The organism is Sorangium sp. So ce448 (assembly GCF_051520915.1).
In the GTDB taxonomy this organism is placed as follows: Bacteria; Myxococcota_A; Polyangia; order Polyangiales; family Polyangiaceae; genus Sorangium; species Sorangium cellulosum_B.
In genome coordinates this window covers 8,699,781-8,720,843 of the sequence record NZ_CP150343.1, presented here as the reverse complement: position 1 = coordinate 8,720,843, position 21,063 = coordinate 8,699,781, and the positions used below count along the sequence as shown (strand labels likewise).

At 72.6% G+C, this 21,063-nt stretch carries 14 protein-coding genes; 8 read left to right on the top strand and 6 right to left on the bottom strand.

Going from position 1 to position 21,063, the window contains the following annotated elements; translation table 11 throughout:
• Positions 1-98: 98 nt before the first annotated feature.
• Together WMF45_RS32885 and WMF45_RS32880 are read left to right on the top strand one after the other, a co-directional pair.
• A complete protein-coding gene (locus WMF45_RS32885; protein ID WP_437709047.1) occupies positions 99-2,099 on the top strand; it encodes a zinc-ribbon domain-containing protein in 2,001 nt (666 codons plus the stop codon).
• Positions 2,096-3,361, top strand: a complete 1,266-nt coding sequence (locus WMF45_RS32880) for a hypothetical protein (RefSeq protein ID WP_437709045.1) — start codon at positions 2,096-2,098, stop codon at positions 3,359-3,361. Before WMF45_RS32885 ends, WMF45_RS32880 begins: the two co-directional genes overlap by 4 nt.
• Before the next feature lie 49 nt (positions 3,362-3,410).
• Here the strand turns inward: WMF45_RS32880 and WMF45_RS32875 are convergent, their stop codons facing one another.
• Positions 3,411-5,663 (bottom strand): alkaline phosphatase D family protein, encoded by a 2,253-nt coding sequence (locus WMF45_RS32875; protein ID WP_437709043.1) that lies wholly within the window; start codon positions 5,661-5,663, stop codon positions 3,411-3,413.
• Positions 5,664-5,888: 225 nt separating this feature from the next.
• Between WMF45_RS32875 and WMF45_RS32870 the strand changes: the two genes are divergently transcribed.
• From WMF45_RS32870 to WMF45_RS32855, 4 genes are all read left to right on the top strand, one after another.
• A complete protein-coding gene (locus WMF45_RS32870; RefSeq protein ID WP_437709041.1) occupies positions 5,889-7,322 on the top strand; it encodes a DUF6986 family protein in 1,434 nt (477 codons plus the stop codon).
• Positions 7,323-7,378: 56 nt separating this feature from the next.
• Positions 7,379-7,720, top strand: a complete 342-nt coding sequence (gene uraH / locus WMF45_RS32865; protein WP_012238509.1) for a hydroxyisourate hydrolase — start codon at positions 7,379-7,381, stop codon at positions 7,718-7,720.
• A 229-nt stretch (positions 7,721-7,949) separates the two neighbouring features.
• The gene (locus tag WMF45_RS32860; RefSeq protein WP_437709039.1) at positions 7,950-9,200 is read left to right on the top strand and encodes a formylglycine-generating enzyme family protein; all 1,251 of its coding nucleotides are present in this window, start codon (positions 7,950-7,952) and stop codon (positions 9,198-9,200) included.
• Between the two features lie 594 nt (positions 9,201-9,794).
• Positions 9,795-10,232: a CHRD domain-containing protein gene (locus WMF45_RS32855; RefSeq protein WP_437709037.1), complete on the top strand. Its 438-nt coding sequence runs from the start codon at positions 9,795-9,797 to the stop codon at positions 10,230-10,232.
• A gap of 97 nt (positions 10,233-10,329) precedes the next feature.
• Here the strand turns inward: WMF45_RS32855 and WMF45_RS32850 are convergent, their stop codons facing one another.
• The 3 genes from WMF45_RS32850 to WMF45_RS32840 form a co-directional block, all read right to left on the bottom strand.
• The gene (locus WMF45_RS32850) at positions 10,330-11,883 is read right to left on the bottom strand and encodes an allantoicase (RefSeq protein WP_437709036.1); all 1,554 of its coding nucleotides are present in this window, start codon (positions 11,881-11,883) and stop codon (positions 10,330-10,332) included.
• Complete coding sequence (allB, locus tag WMF45_RS32845; RefSeq protein ID WP_437709034.1) at positions 11,862-13,217, bottom strand: allantoinase AllB; 1,356 nt, start codon at positions 13,215-13,217, stop codon at positions 11,862-11,864. The genes WMF45_RS32850 and allB overlap by 22 nt, the downstream gene beginning before the upstream one ends.
• A 92-nt stretch (positions 13,218-13,309) precedes the next feature.
• Entirely contained in the window at positions 13,310-14,191 is an 882-nt protein-coding gene (locus WMF45_RS32840; RefSeq protein ID WP_437709032.1) for an MBL fold metallo-hydrolase, read from the bottom strand.
• Positions 14,192-14,562: 371 nt separating this feature from the next.
• Here WMF45_RS32840 and WMF45_RS32835 point away from each other — a divergent pair, with 371 nt between their 5' ends.
• Both WMF45_RS32835 and WMF45_RS32830 read left to right on the top strand, forming a co-directional pair.
• Positions 14,563-15,387, top strand: coding sequence for a DUF3025 domain-containing protein (locus WMF45_RS32835; RefSeq protein ID WP_437709030.1), 825 nt, complete (start codon positions 14,563-14,565; stop codon positions 15,385-15,387).
• 94 nt (positions 15,388-15,481) lie between these two features.
• The gene (locus WMF45_RS32830) at positions 15,482-16,186 is read left to right on the top strand and encodes a glutathione S-transferase N-terminal domain-containing protein (protein WP_437709028.1); all 705 of its coding nucleotides are present in this window, start codon (positions 15,482-15,484) and stop codon (positions 16,184-16,186) included.
• A gap of 46 nt (positions 16,187-16,232) precedes the next feature.
• Here the strand turns inward: WMF45_RS32830 and WMF45_RS32825 are convergent, their stop codons facing one another.
• Both WMF45_RS32825 and metH read right to left on the bottom strand, forming a co-directional pair.
• Positions 16,233-17,039, bottom strand: a complete 807-nt coding sequence (locus WMF45_RS32825; RefSeq protein WP_437709026.1) for a class I SAM-dependent methyltransferase — start codon at positions 17,037-17,039, stop codon at positions 16,233-16,235.
• Positions 17,040-17,156: 117 nt separating this feature from the next.
• The gene (gene metH, locus WMF45_RS32820) at positions 17,157-20,924 is read right to left on the bottom strand and encodes a methionine synthase (RefSeq protein ID WP_437709024.1); all 3,768 of its coding nucleotides are present in this window, start codon (positions 20,922-20,924) and stop codon (positions 17,157-17,159) included.
• Between the last annotated feature and the right edge of the window lie 139 nt (positions 20,925-21,063).

The window sequence follows — 21,063 nt, the reverse complement described above, 5'->3', positions numbered from 1 at the left end:
CACGTTTTGCCGCGATTTCCGGCCGCCGGGGAGGCGCCGCGCGCCGGCCGCAGCGCCCGGAGCCTGACCGCGCCGCGGTTCCTCGCTACCATGGCGCCATGCACTGCCCGCACTGCGGGAGACCCGTACCCGAGGGCTCGATCGCGTGCCCGCACTGCGGCGCCGCGCTCGCGCCGCCGGGCGGAGCGGCCGGCTACTACGGCATGAAGCCCGCGGCCCGCACCATGGTCGGCGTCACGCTCCCCGACCTGCTCCGACAGACGCCGTCCGCCCCCGCCGCGCCGGCCGGCGCGGGCCCCGCCCAGGCCGCGCCGCCGCCCATGGCCGGCGGGCCGGCCGCCGCCTCGCGCACGATCGTCGGCATGCCCGCCGCGATCTTCGGGGCGGCGCCACCGCAAGCGCAGGCCGATCCGCGCCTGGCCGGGGGCACGCTCGTCGTCGGGACCCCGGCTGCAGTGGCCCCGGGAGCGCGCCTCGACGCGCCCGCGGCGCCGGCCTCACCGCTCCACGCGGCGCCGGCCTCACCGCTCCACGCGGCGCCGGGCGAGCTGCGCCTCGACCACACCGTGCCGATCGGCCCGGGCCTCGCGGCGCCGCGCGCTCCGGCGCCGATGCCCGCCGTATCGCGGACGCTGGTCGGCGTCGCCCGGCCGGGCATCGCGCCGCTCGCGCCCGGCGCCCCGCCCGACCCCGAGCCCGATCCCGAGCTCGACGCGCGCTACCAGCCGGCCGGCGAGCTCGGCGCCACGATCGCGCCGGCGCGCTTCCGCGCCCCTCCGCTGCAGAACCCGGCGCTCATGCGCCCCCACCGCATGAAGCAGCGGCTCCCGGCGCCGAAGGGCGAGAGGCGCCCGCGCACGTCGCGCCGGGCCGTCGCCGTCGTCGTCGCGGGCGGCGTGCTCGCGCTCGGCGCGGTCCTGTTCGCGCTCCTCTGGCCGAGCGCGCCCCCGGTGACCGCGCGCGCCCGCGCCGACGCCGGGGGCCGCGAGGTCATCGAGCTCCGGTGCGACAGCTGTCCCGACGGCACCGCGGTCTCCATCGGCGATGGGCGCGCGACGACCGCCGGCCGCGTCGCGCAGATCCCGCTCGCGAGCCCGCTCTCCGTCGGCGAAAACCGGATGAAGGTCGCCATCGACCGCCCCGGCAGCGGGCGCGACGAGACGGTCGGCGTCTCCATCCACGTCGCCTACCGGATCCGGCCCGACCTCGGCACGCTGCAAGGGGAGCGGCCCTCGATCCAGGTCGTCGTCGAGGCGAGCAAGGGCACGCAGGTGATCCTCGACGGCAAGGAGGTCGCGCTCACGAGCGGCCGGGCCATCGAGTCGATCGACGTCACCGACGCCGTCGCGGGGCCCTCGGACGAGACGAAGACGCTGAGCCGGCAGGTGCCGTACACCGTCGATCCGCCCGACGGCCCGCGCGAGCAGGGCATGGTGAGCGTCGCGGTCGGCATCGTCCCGCTCACCATCGAGTCGCCCGGCCCGAGCGTGGTCATCGACAAGGAGAGCTTCGTGCTCGCCGGGCGCACGGCCCGCGGCGCGCAGATCTTCGCCGGCGCGCACCCGATCGCGGTCCGCCCCGACGGCACCTTCGCGCACGTGATGAACGTCTCGTCCGTGGGCGCGACCCAGTTCGAGGTGCGCGCGAAGATGCAGGGGATGGCGCCGCGCATCGCGAAGCTCGCGGTGCGCCGCGTCGACCGGCTCGACACCGCCGCGAAGGAGTTCGCCGGCCGCGGCCCGATCGGGTACGCCGAGCTCGCCGCCGGCGGGAAGGACGCCATCGGCAAGCCGATCGCGCTGACCGGCGAGGTCCTCGAGGTGCGCCGGCAGGGATACGCGACGCTGATCCTGCTCTCGATCCCGCCCGCGTCCGGCTGCGCGGGCGGGAAGGAGAGCGGCGCGGCCGCCGCGAGCGCGGGCGCCGCGCCGCGCTCTCCGGAGGCGTGCAAGGTCCGCCTCGTCCATGGCGCCGACAACCCCGCCCAGCGCGGGGACATGCTCACCGCCTACGGCAGCGTCGCGCCGCCGTTCGTCGCGCCGGGCGGCGCCGAGATCCCCGAGGTGCAGGTCGAGTTCACCGTGAAGGGCGGCCGATGAGCGCCGCGCGCACCTCGCCGCCCGGCCCGCGAAGGCCGCGTCGCGCCCGGACGGCGGGCCTCGCCGCGGCCGCGCTCCTGCTCTCCGCCGCGGCGCCGCTCGCCCTCGCCGACGCCGTCGACACGAGCCGGCCGCACACGATCGTGGTCGGCGCGCCCCGCGGCTTCGCCCCGAGCGAGCGGCTCGACGCGCGCCGCACGGGCCGCTCCGCCGCGCGGCTGCCCTTCCCGGCGCGCGAGGCGTGGCGAAAGCAGCTCCGCGGCGGGATCGACGCTGCGCCGCTCGTGGACGCCGCGGGCGATCTCCTCCTCACGCTGACGGTCCCCGAGGTCGTCAAGCTCGGCGCGGACGGCCGGGAGCGCTGGCGCGTGCGCATCGGCGACAGCGCGCCGCTCGCGCCCGCCGTGCTCACGAGCGACGGCACCCTCGCGCTGATCACCTCGTCCGGCGTCGCCGTCGGGCTCACGCCTGCGGGGAGCGTGCGCTTCGCCGTCCCCCTCGGCCTCCGGGGGCGCGACGCCGACGTGACGCCCCTTGCGCTCGACGACGGCGGGCTCGTGGCGGCCCTGGGGCGCTCCCTTGTCGAGCTCGCCGCGGACGGGACCGTGCGCGCCCGCGCCGACATTGCGGATCGCGCGACGGGCGCCTTGCTCGCGGGCCCTGAAGGCACGCTCGTGACCACCGAGTCGGGCGCGGTGCTGACCTGGCGTCCGCCCGGCGCGCCGAGGCGGCTCGGCTCTCTCGGAGGCGTGCCTCGCCGCGGCGCGGCCCTCGCCGACGCCCGCACGCTGCTCGCTGTCGTCGATGCCCGCCGCCTCGTCGCGCTGGATCTGCCGACAGGGACCGCCGGGGTCCGCGCCGGCGCGGCCTTCAGCGCGCTCGACGGGCCACCCGCCATCGGCGCCGGGGGCCTGGCCGTGGTCCTCTCCACGACCGGCCTGCTCCTCGGGGTCAACGCGTCGGGCGACCTGGCGTTCCGGGTCGCGGTCGACAGGCCTCCGGGGTCCCCACCCGCCGACGCCGGGCTCTCCGGCTTCTTCGGCCCGGTGGACGCGAAGCCGAGCCCGCCGGTGGTGATCGATCGCACCGGCCGCGTCGGCTTCGTGCGCGCGGGCGGGCGCGCCGGCGTCGTCGAGGCGGACGGCAATGTCTCCATCGCGGCCGAGCGCGTCTGCTCCGCGCCGGTCGCCGTCATCCCTGCCGGCGAGGAGCGGATGGCGATCGCCTGCCGTGACGGCACCGTGGTGATGCTGGCGCGCTAGAGCGAGGCGGCAGCGCTGGCCGCCCAGCTCGGTCGATCGATCCTGCGTCCTAGCTTGCGGTGCGCGGGATCCACTGCGTCCAGGTGCCCTGGTCCTCCAAGTACAGCTCGGACTCGGCCGCCTTCGTCTTGTACCGCGCGATCGTGATCTGCTCGTCGAGCGCCGCCGAGCCGGTCTCGTCGTACAGGGGGGCGGCGAGCGCGTCTTCGGGGATCATGTGCATGCTCACGACGAACTCGTCAGCATTCGCCTCGACGACACAGAACCCGTTGCTCTTGGCGTTGCTGAAGGCGAGGTACGGATTGGCCTTCTGCATGCTGTCGTCGATGTCCTCCCCCTGCAGGACGTCTTTCAGCGTCGGATGGCTCGCCAGCTGCTTCGTCAGCACCGAGCGGTACGTGGCCGACGAGATCGCGGCGCCGCCGAACTCCACGATCTTGGCCGTGGCGCCCTCCACAGCCGCCGTCCCTGCGAGGAAGGCGCCGAGATCGCCGGTGATCGACACCACGTTGCCCTCGACCGTGGCGAGCATCTCGATGAGCTCGTCCCGTTCCCTGCGGAAGCCGTCCCAGCCGTCACAGCTCAGGTAGAAGTGCCGGGTGAGCGGCTCCTGCTCGGGCTCCGCGGGTTGCGTTGTGTGGGCGAGGACGAGCTGTGAAAGGCGGTATTCGTTCCCCCATACCTTCCAGGTGCTCTGGGACTCCTCCATCGTCTTCTGGAACCAGGCTCTCTGCGCGTCTCCCATGACGACCCCGCGCGCCTCGTCGGCCTTGAGAGCGATCCTCGAGATCGGGTCGAAGGATTCTTTCACGACGAAGTAACGAGATCCGAACGCGCTGTAATAGTCCGTCTTTCCGAGATCGGCGTAGGCGAACCCGACGTCCATGAAGCTCATCTCGCTTTCGCTGATGAGGGGCACCGGGGCGGTGTCGGGCCTCTGCTCGTTCAGCTTCGCGACGATCTCGTTGACGACGCTGGCGCTGACGGGGCGCGGCGTCTCGTCGTGAGCGAACCCGAGGCGCGGGTCGAAGCCGAACAGGGGAGCGGCGAGCACCAGCGCATCCTTGTATCGACCCATCGCGTCGATGTCCTCGATGTAGTGGCTCCTGTAGGGGGCCAACGCCTCGAGCTCCTCTGCCTCGATGAACTCGGCCTCGATGTCCGCCTTCCGCGCGATGACCTTCCCCGGGAAGGCCTCCTCCGGGATCAGGTGATCCGCGCGGTAGGAGCGGAGATCCGTCATCACGAGGTGGACGTGCTTCCCGAACGGGAAGTCCCGGTAGATGGTGATATCGTCCGGGTACGCGACCGCTCTGTCGTAGCGGAACTCGTCGCCCTTCGGATCATTCGGGTATTCGGCCGGCATGTACTCGAACCAGGCCTGGTTCGCCGACTTGCGCCGGTACTCGTCCGTCTCCGGCTCTCGGCCGTCCAGATAGGCCGCCGTCGCGCCGTGGCAATCGTCGGAGAACTCGTGATCGCCCCAGACAGCGATCATGGGAAAGAGCTCGTGGACCCGCTGCAGCGCCCGGTCGGACCGGTACGTCTTGTAGAGCTCCCGGTAATTGCTCAGCGACTTGGCGGCGTGGTAGGCCGCGCCCTCCGCCGGCTGGAAGGCGAGGGCGCCGTCCACGTCGGAGAAGGAGATGCCGCGCTGCCCCGGGGGGGCCTGGAGGCTCGGGTTCCCGGTCGTCTCGTGGATGTAGCCCCCGAGGTGGACGACGAAGTCGAGCTCCTCTTTCGCCAGGGCCACATAAGCGTTGTAGTAGCGACCGATGTAGTCCTGGCCGGACACGAAGGCGAAGCGCACCGGCACGTCCGCGCCCGGCGCGGGCGCCGTCCGCGTCCGCCCGACGCGCGAGCTGACGCAGCCTTCTCCTGTCATGTAGTAGAAGCGGTAATAGTACGTGGTGCCGGGGCTCAGGCCGTTCACCTTGACCTTGACGCAGTGATCGAACTCCGACCGGGCGGTCACGCGGAGCTGCGTACTGCCCGACCCCACCGTGGCCACGTTGTCGGAGCCCGGTGTGAGCACCACGAGCTGCGTGAACCCCTCGTCGAGCGCGATCACGATCGCCAGGTTGAGATCCGACTGCGGCTGCTTCCTATCGATGAGCCGGGTCCACAGCACGACGCTATCGTGCCGCGGATCGCCGGAGGCCACCGACTGCGGGAAGAACGCGTCATCCTGGTGCACGTCGCATGCGCCGATGGCGTCCCCATCATCGGAGCAGGCAGTCGGCACGACCACCGAACCAGCGGTCACCAGGGTGGCGCGAAGAAAGTCTCGGCGTCTCATCATCGATTCAAGTCCTCCAACGACGGATACACCCCGAGCGCTGCGCGCGCAACGGCGGCGCCGGTGCCCCCGTTGCGCGCGCAGCGCCGCCGCCGCGCGCGGCGCTCCTCGCGCTCGCTCGAGCGGCGCGGGTCGCAGCATGGCGCCTCCTCGCGAGGAGCGCGAGCGCCACTTGACGTGCCGAGTCAGGCGGCATCTCGTGTACGCCCTACCCGCTGAAGGCACACCATGTTCCAGACGAGCCTCTCCTCCGAAGCGCTGCGCGGCGCGCTCTCGCGCCTCCGCAGCGGGCGTTCTGTCTTCGACCACACCGGCGCGCGCCAGCCGGTCCACACCGTCTACGGCGGCGCCCACCTGTTCAAGGCCGACACGGCCCGGAAGCTCGGGGCGGTGGCCCTCCGCGCCGTCGAGGAGCACGCGCCCGACTTCGCCTCCTTCGCGCGGGCGATCGGCCTGCCGGGGGCCGAGGGGCTCCCGGAGGGGCGCGCCGACGCCCTCGCGCTCGCCGCCGCGATCGAGGCGGGCGGAGGCGCGGCCGAGGGCGCCTCCGGGGCTGCGCGGCTCGCGCACGCGGTGCACGCGCGCGTGCTCGACAAGCTCCGCCGCGAGCCCGTGGAGGACCTGCGCATCGATTTCGAGGACGGGTACGGCGTGCGCCCCGGAAACGAGGAGGACGCGCACGCCGCCGCCGCCGCGCGCGAGGTCGCCCTGGGCATGGCGGCGAGCAGCCTGCCTCCGTTCCTCGGGATCAGGATCAAGCCGCTCGGCGACGGGTGCGCCGAGCGGAGCCTGAGGACGCTCGACGTCTTCTTTTCGGCGCTCATCGCCGCGTCGGGCGGCGGGCTCCCGCCCGCCTTCGCGGTGACGCTGCCGAAGGTGATCGCGCCCGAGCAGGTCGCCGCCCTGGCCGACGCCCTCGACGCGCTCGAGGGCGCGCTGCGGCTGCCGGCCGGCTCGATCCGGATCGAGCTGATGGTCGAGACGCCGGCGTCGATCATCGGCCCGCGCGGGGAGATCGCGCTGCCCGGGCTGGTCGAGGCGGCCCGCGGGCGGTGCGTGGCGGCGCACTTCGGGGCCTATGACTACACGGCGAGCTGCGAGATCACGGCCGCCCATCAGCACCTCGCCCACCCGGCGTGCGACTTCGCGCGGCACGTGATGCAGGTCGCGCTGGCCGGCTCGGGGCTCTGGCTCTCCGACGGCGCGAGCAACCTCCTGCCCGTCGGCCCGCACCGCGCGCGCCCCGGCGGCGCGCCGCTCACGCCGCAGCAGAGCGAGGAGAACCGTCGCGCGGTCGTGGGCGCGTGGCGGCTGAAGTACGGGCAGGTTCGCCGCGCGCTCGAGAGCGGCTACTACCAGGGCTGGGACCTCCACCCCGCGGAGCTGCCGGTCCGCTACGCGGCCACGTACGCGTTCTTCCTGGAGGGCGTCGACGCGGCCGCCGCGCGGCTGCGGAGCTTCGTCGAGCGGGCCGCCCAGGCGACCGTCGCCGGGACGGTGTTCGACGACGCCGCGACGGGGCAGGGGCTGCTGGGCTTCTTCCTGCGCGCGATCGGCGCGGGGGCGATGACGGAGGGCGAGGCGGCGGAGAGGACCGGCCTGACGCCGGACGAGCTCAGGGGCCGATCCTTTCAAGCCATCGTGGCGCGCCGGAGCGCGTGATAGGAGAGCACTGGAATGGCCCGGTTCGCGAAGGGCCCGAGCGGCGAGGAGGACCGATGAGCGCGATCACGACGCACGTGCTGGACACGTCACGGGGCTGCCCGGCGAGCGGCGTGCTGGTGGTGCTGGAGGTCGGCGACGACGGCGGCTACAGGGAGGTCGGACGGGGCACGACCGACGGCGACGGCCGGCAGAAGGGGCTGCTGCCGCCCGGCGAACGGCCCCTCCAGGGCCGCTACCGCCTCACCTTCCACACTGGCGCCTATTACGCGGCGCTCGGGTGCGAGAGCTTCTATCCCACGGTGTCGATCCTCTTCGAGATCCGGGACCCGGCGCAGCACCATCACGTCCCGCTGCTGCTCAGCCCTCACGGCTACACCACGTACCGAGGCAGCTGAGCGCGCATCCGCGCGAGAGCGCCGTCCCGCGCGGCGAGCGCGACGCGTGCGCCTGCCGTCCGTGGTGCGCCCGGAGGCGCCGTGAGCTCGACGGTCGGGCGGGGTGAAGGAGGTGTCCCACATGATACGATGGCAGGTGCCCGTCGGTGGGCGACTGTGAGGGTGAACGGTGGGCGCTCTACGGATTCGTTCGGGTGAAGCTCGGGATCGCCGGCGCGGTGCTGGCTGGATGGCCGTCGCGATGGCCGCGCTCGGGTCGGGCTGCGAGCAGAGGGTGCGGAGCTTCGTCGATGGCGACGGCGGCGCTGGCGCTGCTGGCGGCGGAGCAGGTGGTGGGTCGGGCACGGCGGTCGGTGGCGGCGGGGCTGGCAGCAGCGCGACCGGCGGCGGAGCGACCGGCGGTGGCGCGGCGGGTGGCGGAGCGACCGGCGGTGGCGCGGCGGGTGGTGGGGCGACGGGCGGCGGCGAGGCCGGCGGCGCAGCGGCTGGCGGCGGCGGGGGCGGTGACGCAGGCGGGGGCGGGGGGACCCCTGTCGAGTGCTCTCCCGACGAGGTGCGGTGCGCCGGCGATCGCATCGAGGTGTGCGGCAGCGACGGGCGGTGGGGTCTTGCCGGTTGCGCTGGGTGGTGCGGCGCGGGCCGGTGCATCCTGCCGCCGAGCTGCCGCCTGGGCGAGACCGGGGCGGGCGAGACCTGCGGGCCGGATCGGAACCAGCCCTGCTGCGCGAGCCCGCGCGTTCCGGGTGGCCTGTACGACCGGAGCAACGACGAGGCGTATCCTGCGGAGGTGAGCGATCTGCGCCTGGATCGCTACGAGGTCACCGTCGGACGGTTCCGCAAGTTCGTCGAGGCGTATCCCGCGAGCCGACCCGCGGCCGGCGCCGGAGCTCACCCGGCGATCGTGCGGAGCGGCTGGGACGCGGCGTGGGACTCCCGTCTGCCCGCGAGCCAGGCGGCGCTCAGGGAGGGCTTGAAGTGCAACCCGGGATTGCACTCGTGGACCGACGAGGCGGGCGGGAACGAGCTCAAGCCGATCAGCTGCGTGAGCTGGTTCGTCGCGTTCGCCTTCTGCGCCTGGGACGGCGGGCGGCTCCCGACAGAGGCGGAGTGGGACTACGCGTCGGCTGGCGGGAGCGAGCAGCGGGCGTATCCGTGGGGCAACGCGCTTCCGAACTCGACCTACGCCGTGTTCGACATGACGGGCAGCGCCGTCGTCGGATCGAGATCGCCGAGGGGTGATGGCCGGTGGGGGCAGGCCGACCTCGCCGGGAACATGTGGGAGTGGACCCTGGACTTCGAGGGGACGTACCCCCAGCCGTGCCGTGATTGCGCGAACGTCGAGCGCGGCGCCGCGCGGGTGATCCGCGGCGGCAGCTGGTGGCAGCCTAGACCGCAGGACCTCTCCGCTCGCTTGCGGACCGGCTGGGACCCGACCGATGTGACGGACGCGCTCGGCGTGCGCTGCGCAAGGAAGCTGTAGCGCGCGCCGCCCTTCGTGGGGCCGGCGCGCGCCGGGAAACGGGCGAACGCGCGCCGTTCAGGGAGAGATGAGGTAGATGACCGAGAAGGCCACGAGGAGCGTCGTGAACGCGAGCGCGATGAGCTTGGGCATGGTCCAGTCGTCGTTGTCGGTCTTCGAGATCTCTGTGCTCATCGTGTGCCTCCGCCGTGCTCTCCGCGCGCCTCGCGCGCGTCCGTCTCCTGGCAGAAGGCGGACTCGTCGTCAACCCTGAGCCCCCGCCCGCGACGGACCGGGCGTGCTCATGCAGCTGCCTCCACCGCTGCTCTGGCCGCGCCCGCGGCCTGTCCGCCCGTGTGGAGCACGGGCCGCCTCGCCACCTCGCGCGGGCGATGCCGATTCCCCGCGTCGTGTGCTGATCCGGGTCCGCTGTCCGCCTCTATCTCTCTCCAGCGCGCCTCGGCGATCGGGGCGAGTCGCCGTGTCCGTCGCGGCCTCCTCGCCGCCCCCGCGATCGACCGACGTGCGGGGCGGCTCGCGGCGCGTGGGCGGCGTCGTCTTTGCTCTTCGTGGCGCCCTCGAACCGCACATCCCCGTGATGTGCAGGAGGGAGACATGCAACACCTCACGATGCTCGCGCTGGGCGCCGTCCTCCTCGCGACGGCGCTGGCGCGCGCGGCGTTGCCCGAGCGCCCGATCCGCTCGCTCACGGCGGCGCTCACGGGGCAAGACGAAGTGCCCGGCCCCGGCGACCCGAAGGGGAGCGGCACGGCGCGCGTCACGCTCGATCTCGAGCGTGGCGAGGTCTGCTTCGACCTCGCGGTGGCCGGCATCGCGCCGGCCACCGCGGCGCGCATCCACGAGGGCTCCGCCGGCCGCGCGGGCCGCGGGATCATCACGCTGATGCCGCCGACCGGCGGCAGCTCCCGCGGCTGCGTGAGCGCGGCCCGCGACGATCTGAGCGCGTTGCTCGGTGATCCAGAGAGATATTACGTCGCCGTGCGCACCGCCGATTTCCCCGACGGCGCGCTGCGAGGCCAGCTCTCGCGCTGAGCGCCCCACGCTCGGACACCCGATCGCCCGGACACCCGATGCGCCGGCGCTCCCTTCGCCCGACGGGCTCCCTCCTCGGGGGCCGCGCCCCGGGGCGCTATCCGCCCCACAGGAGCTTCTTCAGCCTGATCGCCGTGATCTTCCGCTGCTCGTCCGCGGCGATGGGCAGCTCCTGCTCCGGCGTGTGCTCGATCCGCGCGCGCAGCGCCTCCAGCATCTCGTCCGCGCTCTTCCCTGTGGCGCAGACGATGTAGATGAACCCGAACTTCTCGTCATAGACGCGGTTCAAGCGCGCGAGCGCCTCCCGCGTATCCACCGCCGCGGCGCTCATCCCCGCCTGTTCCTGGCTCGAGAAGCGCCTCGCCGTCGCGCTCGCCTCCGCGGCCTCCGCCTGCGGCCTGGTCTCTCCGATGCGGGGGTGCGCGCGGAACGCCTCGAGCCAGTCCTCCGGCGCGAGCCGCGCAAAGGCCTGCGCCGCCGCCGCGGAGAGGTGCTCCTCGTCGCGGAACGGCCGCGCCGCCGCCACCTGCGACGCCCACGCCGGCGAGCCGCACGCCACGCGGAGCTCCGCCTCGGCCTCCGGCCCCGTGAGCGCGTTGAGCCAGCGGAGCCGCTGCTCGGCCGCCCCGCTCCGGGTCGCCTTGCCGAAGATGCGGAGCCGGCTCACGCCGCCGTCAGGATAGATGTTCAGGCGCACGTGCGTGAACGGCCCCGCCGCGCGGAGCTCCTCCTCGAAGAGATGACGCGTGTGCGCCTGGAGCTTCGTCCGCGGCACGATCTCCCGCCACTCGCCCGCGCCGGCGAGCTCCGCCGCGGAGCGCCCCGCCGCGTCGATCCCCTCGATCATGCAGCTGTCGGGGTAATTGCCCTTGAAGTGGTTCGTATCGACCTCGATCCGCGCGATCTCGCCCTGAACCGCGAGCTCCACGAGCGCCCAGTCGTACCCGGGCCCCCTCCGGCGCCGCGTCTCCCAGCCGTCTCCCATGTTCGCCGCCCGGCCGGGCATGATGAGGTTGTGGCGCACCCCGAAGAACATGTCGCTGCACGAGAGCACGCGCCCGCCGTTCTCCGCGGCCGCGAGGTCGATCTCCGCGCCCGGGCGGCCCTGCCGGCGGACGTCGGGGAGGGCGTCGCCGTGCACCCGGAGCCGCGCCACGCCGCCATCCGGGTAGATGTTCAGGCGGAGGTGCGTGAACCGCGAAGCGCTGCTCAGCTCGAACGCGTTCTGCGAGTCGCCGGCCAGCGGCGAGCGCGGCAAGATCTCGACCCAGTGTGTCCGTGGGTCGAGCAAGTCCTCGACCCGCGCGTCGGGCCGCGCCGCGCACGCCTCGATGGAGCAGTGCTCGGGGTAATTGCCCCGGAAGAACGCCGTATCGACGATGACCCCGCGGAGGATCCCTGGCAGCCCCAGCCGGACGAGGCACCAGTCGAAGCCGGGAGTCCGGCGCCTGCGCGTCTCCCAGCCATCCATCCACTTCCCGCGATCGGTGTACTCGTGCTCGAGGAACACCGCTTTCCCTGCCTTGAGCAGGTTCTCCTTCGGCGCGAAGAACTCGTCGTTCGCCGCGAGCACCGCGCCGCCCAGGCGCTCCGAGGCCAGATCGAGCGCCTCCGCGAACGCCGGCCCCGTCACCCCTCTCGCTTCAGCCATCGCCCTCTCGCCTCCGCGGGGAAGCTCCCGCGCTCATGGACCTTCTCGCCGCGAAGGTAGGTGGCCTCCACGACGCCGTGGAGCTCCTCTCCGGCGTACGGCGTCACCTTGTGCCGGTGCTGGAGGGTCGGCGGCTCGACCCGGAAGCTCGCGTCGGGATCCCAGAGCACCAGATCGGCGTCGAACCCGCGCGCGATCTCCCCCTTGCGGCGCAGTCCGGCGAGCCTCGCGGGCCCGCGGCACAGCCAGTCCGCGAGCCGCTCGAGCGGGATGCCCCGGCGGCGGGCGTCGGTCCAGACGATCGACAGGCCGAGCTGCAGGCTCGAGATCCCGCCCCAGGCGGCGTCGAAGTCGCCGGCTTCGAGCCGCTTGAGCTCGGGGGTGCACGGGGAGTGATCGGAGACGACGAAATCGATGAGGCCGCCCGCGAGCGCGGCCCAGAGCTCCTCGCGGTTCTGCCGCTCGCGGATCGGCGGAGCGCACTTGAAGGGCGTCGCGCCGTCCGGGATCTCCTCGGCGGCGAAGTGCAGGTAGTGCGGCGTCGTCTCGGCGGACAGCGCGGCGCCGCCGTCGCGCGCCCGCCGCAGGATGTCGAGCGCCGTGGCCGACGAGAGGTGGACCACGTGCGCCGCCGCGCCCGTCGCCTGGCAGAGCGACGCGAGCAGGGCGATCGCCTGGTCCTCCGCCTCCCGCGGGCGCGAGCGCAGGTAGGCGGCGTACGTGCGCGGATCCAGGCCGGCGATCGCCGCGCGCGCCGCGTCGATGGGGCCGGGGAGCTCGGCGTGCACGAGCAGCGGCGCCCCCGTGCCGGCGAGCACCTCGAGCGCGGCCCTGAGGTCCGCCTCGGCGACGTGGCCGAACTCCGCCACGCCCGAGTCGACCATGAAGCACTTGAAGCCGAGCGCGCCGGCCTGGAGCAGCGGGACCAGCTCCCCCGCGTTGCCCGGGACGGCGCCGCCCCAGAAGCCCACGTCGACGAGGCACCGGCCCTCCGCCGCGCGCGCCTTCTTCTCGAGGTGCGCGACCGTGGTCGTCGGCGGGATGCTGTTGAGGGGCATGTCGACGAGCGACGTGACGCCGCCCGCGGCCGCGGCGCGCGTCGCCGTCTCGAAGCCCTCCCATTCGGTCCGCCCGGGCTCGTTGATGTGCACGTGCGCATCGACCAGCCCGGGCATCACCACCGCGCCCCGAGCGTCCACGACGGGGCAGCCCTCCGGCAACTCGTCGTAGCCGGCGACGGAGACGATGGTGCCGCCCTGGATATGCACCGAGGCCGGCCGCATGGCGCCCCCGGTGACCACCCGCAACCCGCGAACGATGAGGTCCGGCGTCATCAGGGACGCGATCGTACCACGGCGCCCGGCGGACCGAGGCGGGCCCCTCGCCGAAGCGCGCGCACGTCACCGCGCATGGGCCTGTGCGCGCGTCACGCCCTCTTCATGCGATCGATGAGCTCGTCGAGCTCGGCGCGCATGGCGTCCTCGGAGGGAGCGCGGTACCGGCGGAGGTGGCCGGGCAGGACCCACGTGAACCGGTGCTGGAGGAGGCGCTCCATCGAGCGGATCTGCTCCGCCCAGGAATACCAGCAGACGTCGCGCGACGCGTCGAGTCGCCCGAGCTCACCGGAGAAGAAGAGATGGTCCCCGGTGAAGAGGTACCGGTCCCGGAAGAGGAGCGCGACGCTGCCCCGCGTGTGGCCCGGGACGGGGATCAACGTGAGATCGGGCGCGAGGGGCACGGGGTCGAGCCCCTTGATCTTCACCTCGGCGAGCGCTGTTCCGTCGTCGATGTCGTCCTCGTGGATCACGCGATGGCACCCGAAGTTGTCGCGGAAGATCCGGTGATCGGCGACGTCGTCGCGGTGGGTGAGCACCAGGGCCCGGACGCCGCCGAGCTCGCGGATGCGCTTCATGAGGGGCCTGGCGGCGCGGGGCGAGTCGACGAGCACATTGCCCTCGGGTCGCACGAGGAGGTAACTCGCCGCGCCGAAGGAGGACGACGAGGTATAGCCGCAATAATAGACATCCTCATCGATCGGCTCGGGGAAGGAGAAGGTCGCGGCGGCCATCCCTGCCGCCGGCGCGGCGGTGCCGATGGAGGCGGTCGGACACGACACCAGCGCCATGGCCGCGCGGAGGTGCTCGTCCGGCGTCGCGGGCTGGCGAGCGACGATGCTCTGCTCGACGGCGGGCGCACGCGCGAACACCGAGGGAGCGAGCTGCCGGCATACGTCGCAGTCGATGCACGACCGGTCGACGAAGTAATCGCCGGGGGCGTTCTCTGGCAGGCTGTCCTCGAGGCGAGCCATCTCGTTATCTCAGGATGACACGCGGGCGGCGGGCGTGGGGGCAGATCCGGTGCGGCGACGTCCGTGGCGAACGGCCATCACTCCAGGCTTGGCGCGAGCTCTCGTTGCGTGATGGCTGCATGAGGGCGAGCATGGATATCCAGGGAGACTGGGTGAGTTGAGACAGGGAGTCTCGGACACCGGCGCCCTGCTGACCCGCTCCGTGCGCTCGGTTCACCGCGGGCCTGCCGGGCGGCCGGCGGGGCTGATCGCTCGCCGGGCGGCCGGCGGGGCTGATCCCGGCGCGTGGCCGGCGCCTCGTGCTCAGCGCGTCCCGGCGCCGCCTCGCGCGCGGCTTGAGCTCTCGCCGCGCTGCTCCTACGCTGCGCCGCGTGAGCGCCGCCGGCCGAGCTGCGCCGCACCCGAGCGGCGCGCCAGGGAGCACCTCCGTTCCCTGGGAGCCGCTCTTCTACGAGAAGAGCCGGCTCTACTGGCCCATCCGCCCCCCGGCCGAGGCGTTCGCGGGGTGTGCCGGCTGGCCGCCGGTCGAGGACTACAACCGGGCGCTCGGCGAGGGGTTCCCCGTGCGCTTCGCGGAGCAAAAGCCGCGGCCTCGCCGGCGCGGGCGGCGCGGGCCCGTCGACCCCTCGGCGCTCTACGACGCGCGCATCCACGTCGAGGGCTGCGTGCCCACGCGACCGAGCAACTGGCACGACTTCCTCAACATGCTGGTGTGGGCCGCCTTCCCGCGCGCGAAGGCGGAGCTCCACGCGCGCCAGCACCGGGCGATCGCCGCGCGCATCCACCCCGGCGCCGAGGCGCTCCCCCCGGCGCGCACGCGCGAGCTGGACGGGCTCGCGCTCCTCGACGAGGGCGGGCTCCTGCTGCTCTACGACAACGCGCGCGAGGCGCCCCTCCTCGGCGATGCCTCCGATCTGGAGCGCTGCGCCGGCGAGGTGCGGGACGCCGTGCAGCGGGGCGAGGCCGCGGCGCTCGTCTTCGGCCACGCGCTGTACGAGAGCCTCCTCCGGCCCGGTCCGATGGTCCACGCAATGGTGCAGCCCATCCCGTGCGACGGACCGCTGCCCGCCGCGCCTGCCGCGCTCGTGGCGCTGGCCGACGCGCGCCTCGGCGGCGTGCTGCGGTCGCCCGACAGCTTCGCGCGCCCGGAGTGCAGCCCGCGCCTCCCCCTGGACGAGCGCGTCCTGTGTCCGTGATGGCAAGTGCTGGCCGCGGCCGGGGGATGACGGCGCACTGAGCGTGCGAGGGGCTTGCGGCGGCGCGCAGCTCGACCGGAAGATGGCCGCCGCCATGACAGCGATCCGACTCTACGATCTCCAGGTGCGGGACGACCGCCGGCCGAGCCCGTTTTGCTGGCGGATCAAGTACGCGCTGGCCCACAAGGGCCTCCCGTTCGACACCGTGCCGATCGGGCTCACGGACATCCCGGCGATCGAGGGCGGCGCGCACAAGACCGTGCCGATCATCGACGATAACGGAAAGACCGTCTCCGACTCCTGGGCGATCGCGGACCACCTCGACAAGGCGTATCCGGACCGGCCGCCCCTCTTCGCCTCGCCGGCCGAGCGTGAGCTCTGTCGCTTCGTCGAGGCCAGCCTGTTCGTGAGCGCCGGCCGGTCGCTGCTGATGAGTTATGTGAAGGACGTCCACGACCATGCCCACGAGCGAGATCGCGCGTACTTCCGGCAGACCCGCGAGAAGCTGCTCGGCTTCACGCTGGAGGAGCTGGCCAGCGGGCGCGCGGAGCGGCTCGACGCGGCGCGTGCCGGCTTCGATTCGGTCCGGTTCACGCTCAAGGGGGGCGCGCCGTTCCTCGCGGGGGCGGACCCTGGCTATGCGGACTACATCGTCGCGGGCTTCCTGCTCTGGGTGGGGTCCATCGCCACCGCCCCCTTCCTCAAAGCCGACGATCCTCTCCTCGTGTGGCTCGGCCGCGTCCAGGACCTCTACGGCGGCCTCGGCCGGGTGAGCCCGCTGAACGCGATCGCCGCCTGAAGGCGCCCCGCTCTTCGAGCGGGACGCAGCTTCGTGCGCTACGGGCTCAGGGACGCCGCCGCGCCGCGAGCGCATAGACGAGCGGCAGTCGGCGCTCGAACTTCTTCATGCGGAACTGCCCTGGCGGTCCTTCCACCATGTCCGGAAAGATGTCGTAGGGCGACCAGTCGAGCTCGCGCAGGCGCTCCAGCGTGAGGCCCGCGTCGAGCAGCGCCGTCACCACCGTCCCGATCCCGTGGTTGAAGCCGACCTCTTTCAGCGTCACGGGCGCGCTCCTGTCGGCATACGTGCCTGTCTCCTCGGTGAGGATCGGCTCCCCGTGTCCGTCGTATGCATAGGTGATCTGCTCGAATGCATTGTCGAAGGTCCACACGAGAGGGTGGAACTCGACGAGGTGCAGGACGCCCCCGGGCTTCAGGCACGCTGCGGCCGTGCGCGCCCAGCGCGTCATGTCCGGGAGCCACCCGAGGACGCCGTACGAGGTGAAGACGATATCGAACGTCTCGCCGCCGAGGGCCTCGGGGGCGTCGTAGACGTTGGCCTCGACGAAGCGGGCGTCCACCGAGAGCTCCTGCGCCAGCGCTCGCGCCGCCGTGACGGCCTCGTCGGAGAGGTCCAGCCCGGTGACGCGGGCGCCCAGCCGCGCCCAGGAGAGCGTGTCCTGCCCGAAATGGCATTGCAGGTGGAGGAGCGTCTTTCCGCGCACATCGCCGACCTGATCGAGCTCGATCGGCTTGAGAGAGCTCGCGCCGGCCCGGAACGAGTCCAGATCGTAGAATTTCGATGCCAGGTGCACGCGGGTGCGCGCGTTCCAGGCGGCGCGGTTCAGCGCAAACCAGTCGGCTTCGGACATGGGGAACTTGTTATCACAACGTTCGTCGCGCGGGCCGCGTCGGATCGCCGCCGCGCTCCGACGCCGTCCCTGGGCCGGAACGTGCGCCCCTGGGCTCCTCGCCGCTTCTGCCCGTCGTCAAGCCGCCACGACGGCGCTCTCCCCCTCGACAGCCGCCTTCGGGTCATACCCCAGGTTCGGCGACAGCCACCGTTCCACCTCCTCGACCGTCATCCCCTTGCGCTTCGCGTAGTCCGCGACCTGATCCCTGCCGAGGCGCCCCACCATGAAATACCGCGCTTTCGGGTGCGCCAGGTAGATGCCGCTGACGCTCGCCGCCGGCGTCATCGCGCAGCTCTCCGTCAGCTCGATGCCGACCGACGGCGCGTCGAGCAGCGCGAACAGCTTGCGCTTCTCGGTGTGATCCGGGCAGGCCGGGTACCCGAACGCCGGCCGGATCCCCCGGTACTTCTCCTCGATGAGCTCCTCGCTCGTCAGCGCCTCTCCCGCGCCGTACCCCCAGTCCTTGCGCGCTCGCTCGTGGAGCAGCTCGGCGAACGCCTCCGCGAGCCGGTCCGCCAGCGCCTTTGCGATGATCGCGCTGTAGTCGTCCTTGTCCTTCTCGTACGCGCGCACGATCTCGTCGAGCCCGAGCCCCGCCGTCACCGCGAACGCGCCGACGTGATCGGCGAGCCCGCGCTCCCGCGGCGCCACGAAGTCGGCCAGCGACAGGTGCGGCCTCACCCCGCCCGCGGCCTTGTCGCCGCCATCTCCGTCCTCCTCGGCGCCGCTTTGCCCCTTCACCTGCTGCTGGCGCAGCATGTTGAACCGGACGAGCTCCCGCTCCCTCGCCTCGTCCGCGTAGAGCACGATGTCCCGCTGCTCGCCGCTCGCCGGCCAGAAGCCGTAGACGCCCCGCGCTTGGAGCAACCTGCCGTCGATGATCCGCTGCAGCACCTTCTGCGCGTGATCGAACAGCTCGCGCGCCGCCTCGCCGTACTGCGGGTGCTCCAGGATCTGCGGGAACGGCCCCCGGAGCTCCCACGCGGTGAAGAAGAACGTCCAGTCGATGTACCTCGCGACCTCCGCGAGCGGCACCTCCACAACGCGGCGCCCGGTGAACGACGGCCTCGCGATGTCCTCGGGCCGCCACGCGATCTCGAGCCGCCCCTCGTCCGCCGCGGCGAGCGTCACGAGCGGCTTCGCCCGCTTCCTCGCGAAGAGCTCGCGCAGCTTGGCCTGCTCCTGCCGGTTCTGCGCGTCGAAGGCCGGCCGGTTCGCCCGATCGAGCAGGCTCGACACCACGCCCACGGCCCGCGACGCGTCGAGCACGTGCACCACCGTCCCGCTGAACTCCGGCGCGATCTTCACCGCCGTGTGCTGCCGGCTCGTCGTCGCCCCGCCGATGAGCAGCGGCAGCCGGATCCCGCGCCGCTCCATCTCGCGCGCCACGCTGACCATCTCGTCGAGCGACGGCGTGATGAGGCCGCTCAGCCCGATCATGTCGGCCTCCTCGCGCAGCGCCGCCTCCAGGATCCTGTCCTGGTGCACCATCACGCCGAGGTCGATCACCTCGTAGTTGTTGCACCCGAGCACCACGCCCACGATGTTCTTGCCGATGTCGTGCACGTCGCCCTTCACGGTCGCCATCACGACCTTCCCCTGCGACGACGAGCCCCCGGCGGCCTTCTCGGCCTCCATGAACGGCAGCAGGTGCGCGACGGCGCGCTTCATCACGCGGGCGCTCTTCACCACCTGCGGCAGGAACATCTTCCCGGCGCCGAACAGCTCGCCGACGATCTTCATCCCGTCCATCAGCGGCCCCTCGATGATGGAGAGCGGCCTCTCGTACTTCCTCCGCGCCTCCTCCACGTCCGCCTCGATGAAGTCGACGAGCCCCCTCACGAGCGCGTGCGAGAGCCGCTCCTCGACCGGGCCGTCGCGCCAGGCGAGGTCGAGCTCCTTCTTCTTGCCCTTGCCCTTCACCTGCTCGGCGAGCTCGACGAGCCGCTCGGTCGCGTCCGGGCGCCGGTTGAAGAGGACGTCCTCCACCCGCTCGAGCAGGTCCCTCGGGATGTCCTCGTAGACCGCGAGCTGCCCCGCGTTCACGATGCCCATGTCCATTCCGGCCCGGATCGCGTGGAACAGGAAGGCCGAGTGCATCGCCTCGCGGACGACGTTGTTCCCGCGGAACGAGAACGACAGGTTCGACACGCCGCCGCTCACGCGCGCCCCCGGGCAGGTCGCCTTGATGATCCGCGTCGCCTCGATGAAGCTCTTCGCGAAGTCGCCGTGCTCCTCGATGCCGGTCGCGATCGCGAGGATGTTCGGGTCGAAGACGATGTCCTGCGGATCGAAGCCCGCCTCCTCGGTGAGCAGCCTGTACGCGCGCTGGCAGATCGCGACCTTGCGCTCCACCGTCTCGGCCTGGCCGATCTCGTCGAAGGCCATCACCACGACCCCCGCCCCGTAGCGCCGCACGGCGCGCGCCTTCTCGAGGAAGTCCTCGGGCCCCTCCTTGAGGCTTATCGAGTTGACGATCCCCTTGCCCTGGATGCACTTGAGCCCCGCCTCGATGACCGACCACCTCGAGCTGTCGACCATGATCGGGATGCGGGCGATCTCGGGCTCGGTGGCGACGAGGTTCAGGAAGGTCGTCATCGCCTGCTCGGAGTCGAGCATGCCCTCGTCCATGTTCACGTCGAGGAGGTTCGCCCCGCCGCGCACCTGATCGAGCGCCACCTCCAGCGCGGTCGTGAAGTCGCCCTTCTTGATGAGCTCCATGAACCGGGCCGAGCCGGTCACGTTCGTCCGCTCGCCGATCATCAGGAAGTTCGTGTCGGGCCGGATGACGAGCGTCTCCAGGCCGGCGAAGCGCCCGAAGCCGTCGCGCTCCGCGGGCACGGGCCGCGGCCGCAGCTCCGCCGTCGCCCGGGCGATCGCGCGGATGTGATCCGGCGTCGTCCCGCAGCAGCCGCCGACGATGTTCACGAGCCCGCTCTCCGCGAACTCCGCGAGCAGCCGTGACGTCGTCTCCGGGAGCTCGTCGTACTCGCCGAACGCGTTGGGGAGGCCCGCGTTCGGGTAGCAGCTCACCCGCGCCCGCGCGAGCTTCGCGAGATCCACGAGGTACGGCCGCATGTCGCTCGCGCCGAGGGCGCAGTTGAGGCCGACGCTGAGCGGGCTCGCGTGCTCCACGCTCGTCCAGAAGGCGTCGATCGTCTGGCCGGAGAGCGTCCTGCCGCTCCTGTCGGTGATCGTCACGCTGAGCAGGATCGGCAGGCGCCGCCCCTTCTCCGCGAAGACCTCCTCCATCGCGACGAGGCACGCCTTCATGTTCAGCGTGTCGAGGAACGTCTCGGCGAGGATCACGTCGACCCCCCCGTCGACGAGCCCGCGCACCTGCTCGGCGAACGCCCGCCGCAGCTCGTCGAAGCCGACGGCGCGGAACGACGGGTCGTTCACGCTCGGCGAGATCGACAGCGTCTTCGGCGTCGGCCCCATCGCGCCCGCGACGAAGCGCGGCTTGCCGGGCGTGCGCGCCGTCCACGCGTCGGCCGCCTTCCGGGCGATCTGGGCCGCGGTCAGGTTGAGCTCGTAGGCGAGCGACTCGAGCCGGTAGTCGGCCTGGGCGATCGAGGTGCCCGTGAAGGTGTTCGTCTCGATGATGTCGGCGCCGGCGTCCAGGTACGCTCCGTGGATCTCGGAGATGACGTCCGGCCTCGTCAGCACGAGGAGATCGCTGTTGCCCTTGAGGTCGATCGCGTGATCGCGGAAGCGCTCGCCGCGGTAGTCGGCCTCGTCCAGGCGGTAGCGCTGGATCATCGTGCCCATCGCGCCGTCGAGGCACAGGATCCGGTGTTCGAGGATCTCCTCGAGGCGCGCGGGGCGTTCGCTTCCGTTCATGGCTCTGCTCATCTCCTGGGCTTCTTTCCCGTGAGTGCTGCGGCTGCAGGGCAGCCGTTCTGCTCCGAAGGCCGGGCGGCCCGGGGCCCGCCGTCGCCCGGCTTGCGGTCCGGGGGGACGGTCGAGCCCGGTCCCACGC

Excerpts from the sequence above, each read along its gene's own strand:
- metH (WP_437709024.1), bottom strand. The coding sequence starts at position 20,924 with ATGAACGGAAGCGAACGCCCCGCGCGCCTCGAGGAGATCCTCGAACAC.
- WMF45_RS32840 (WP_437709032.1), bottom strand. The coding sequence starts at position 14,191 with ATGGCTCGCCTCGAGGACAGCCTGCCAGAGAACGCCCCCGGCGATTAC.
- allB (WP_437709034.1), bottom strand. The coding sequence starts at position 13,217 with ATGACGCCGGACCTCATCGTTCGCGGGTTGCGGGTGGTCACCGGGGGC.
- WMF45_RS32825 (WP_437709026.1), bottom strand. The coding sequence starts at position 17,039 with ATGTCCGAAGCCGACTGGTTTGCGCTGAACCGCGCCGCCTGGAACGCG.
- WMF45_RS32885 (WP_437709047.1), top strand. The coding sequence starts at position 99 with ATGCACTGCCCGCACTGCGGGAGACCCGTACCCGAGGGCTCGATCGCG.
- WMF45_RS32855 (WP_437709037.1), top strand. The coding sequence starts at position 9,795 with ATGCAACACCTCACGATGCTCGCGCTGGGCGCCGTCCTCCTCGCGACG.
- WMF45_RS32830 (WP_437709028.1), top strand. The coding sequence starts at position 15,482 with ATGACAGCGATCCGACTCTACGATCTCCAGGTGCGGGACGACCGCCGG.
- WMF45_RS32880 (WP_437709045.1), top strand. The coding sequence starts at position 2,096 with ATGAGCGCCGCGCGCACCTCGCCGCCCGGCCCGCGAAGGCCGCGTCGC.
- WMF45_RS32870 (WP_437709041.1), top strand. The coding sequence starts at position 5,889 with ATGTTCCAGACGAGCCTCTCCTCCGAAGCGCTGCGCGGCGCGCTCTCG.
- WMF45_RS32860 (WP_437709039.1), top strand. The coding sequence starts at position 7,950 with ATGGCCGTCGCGATGGCCGCGCTCGGGTCGGGCTGCGAGCAGAGGGTG.
- WMF45_RS32850 (WP_437709036.1), bottom strand. The coding sequence starts at position 11,883 with ATGGCTGAAGCGAGAGGGGTGACGGGGCCGGCGTTCGCGGAGGCGCTC.
- WMF45_RS32875 (WP_437709043.1), bottom strand. The coding sequence starts at position 5,663 with ATGATGAGACGCCGAGACTTTCTTCGCGCCACCCTGGTGACCGCTGGT.
- uraH (WP_012238509.1), top strand. The coding sequence starts at position 7,379 with ATGAGCGCGATCACGACGCACGTGCTGGACACGTCACGGGGCTGCCCG.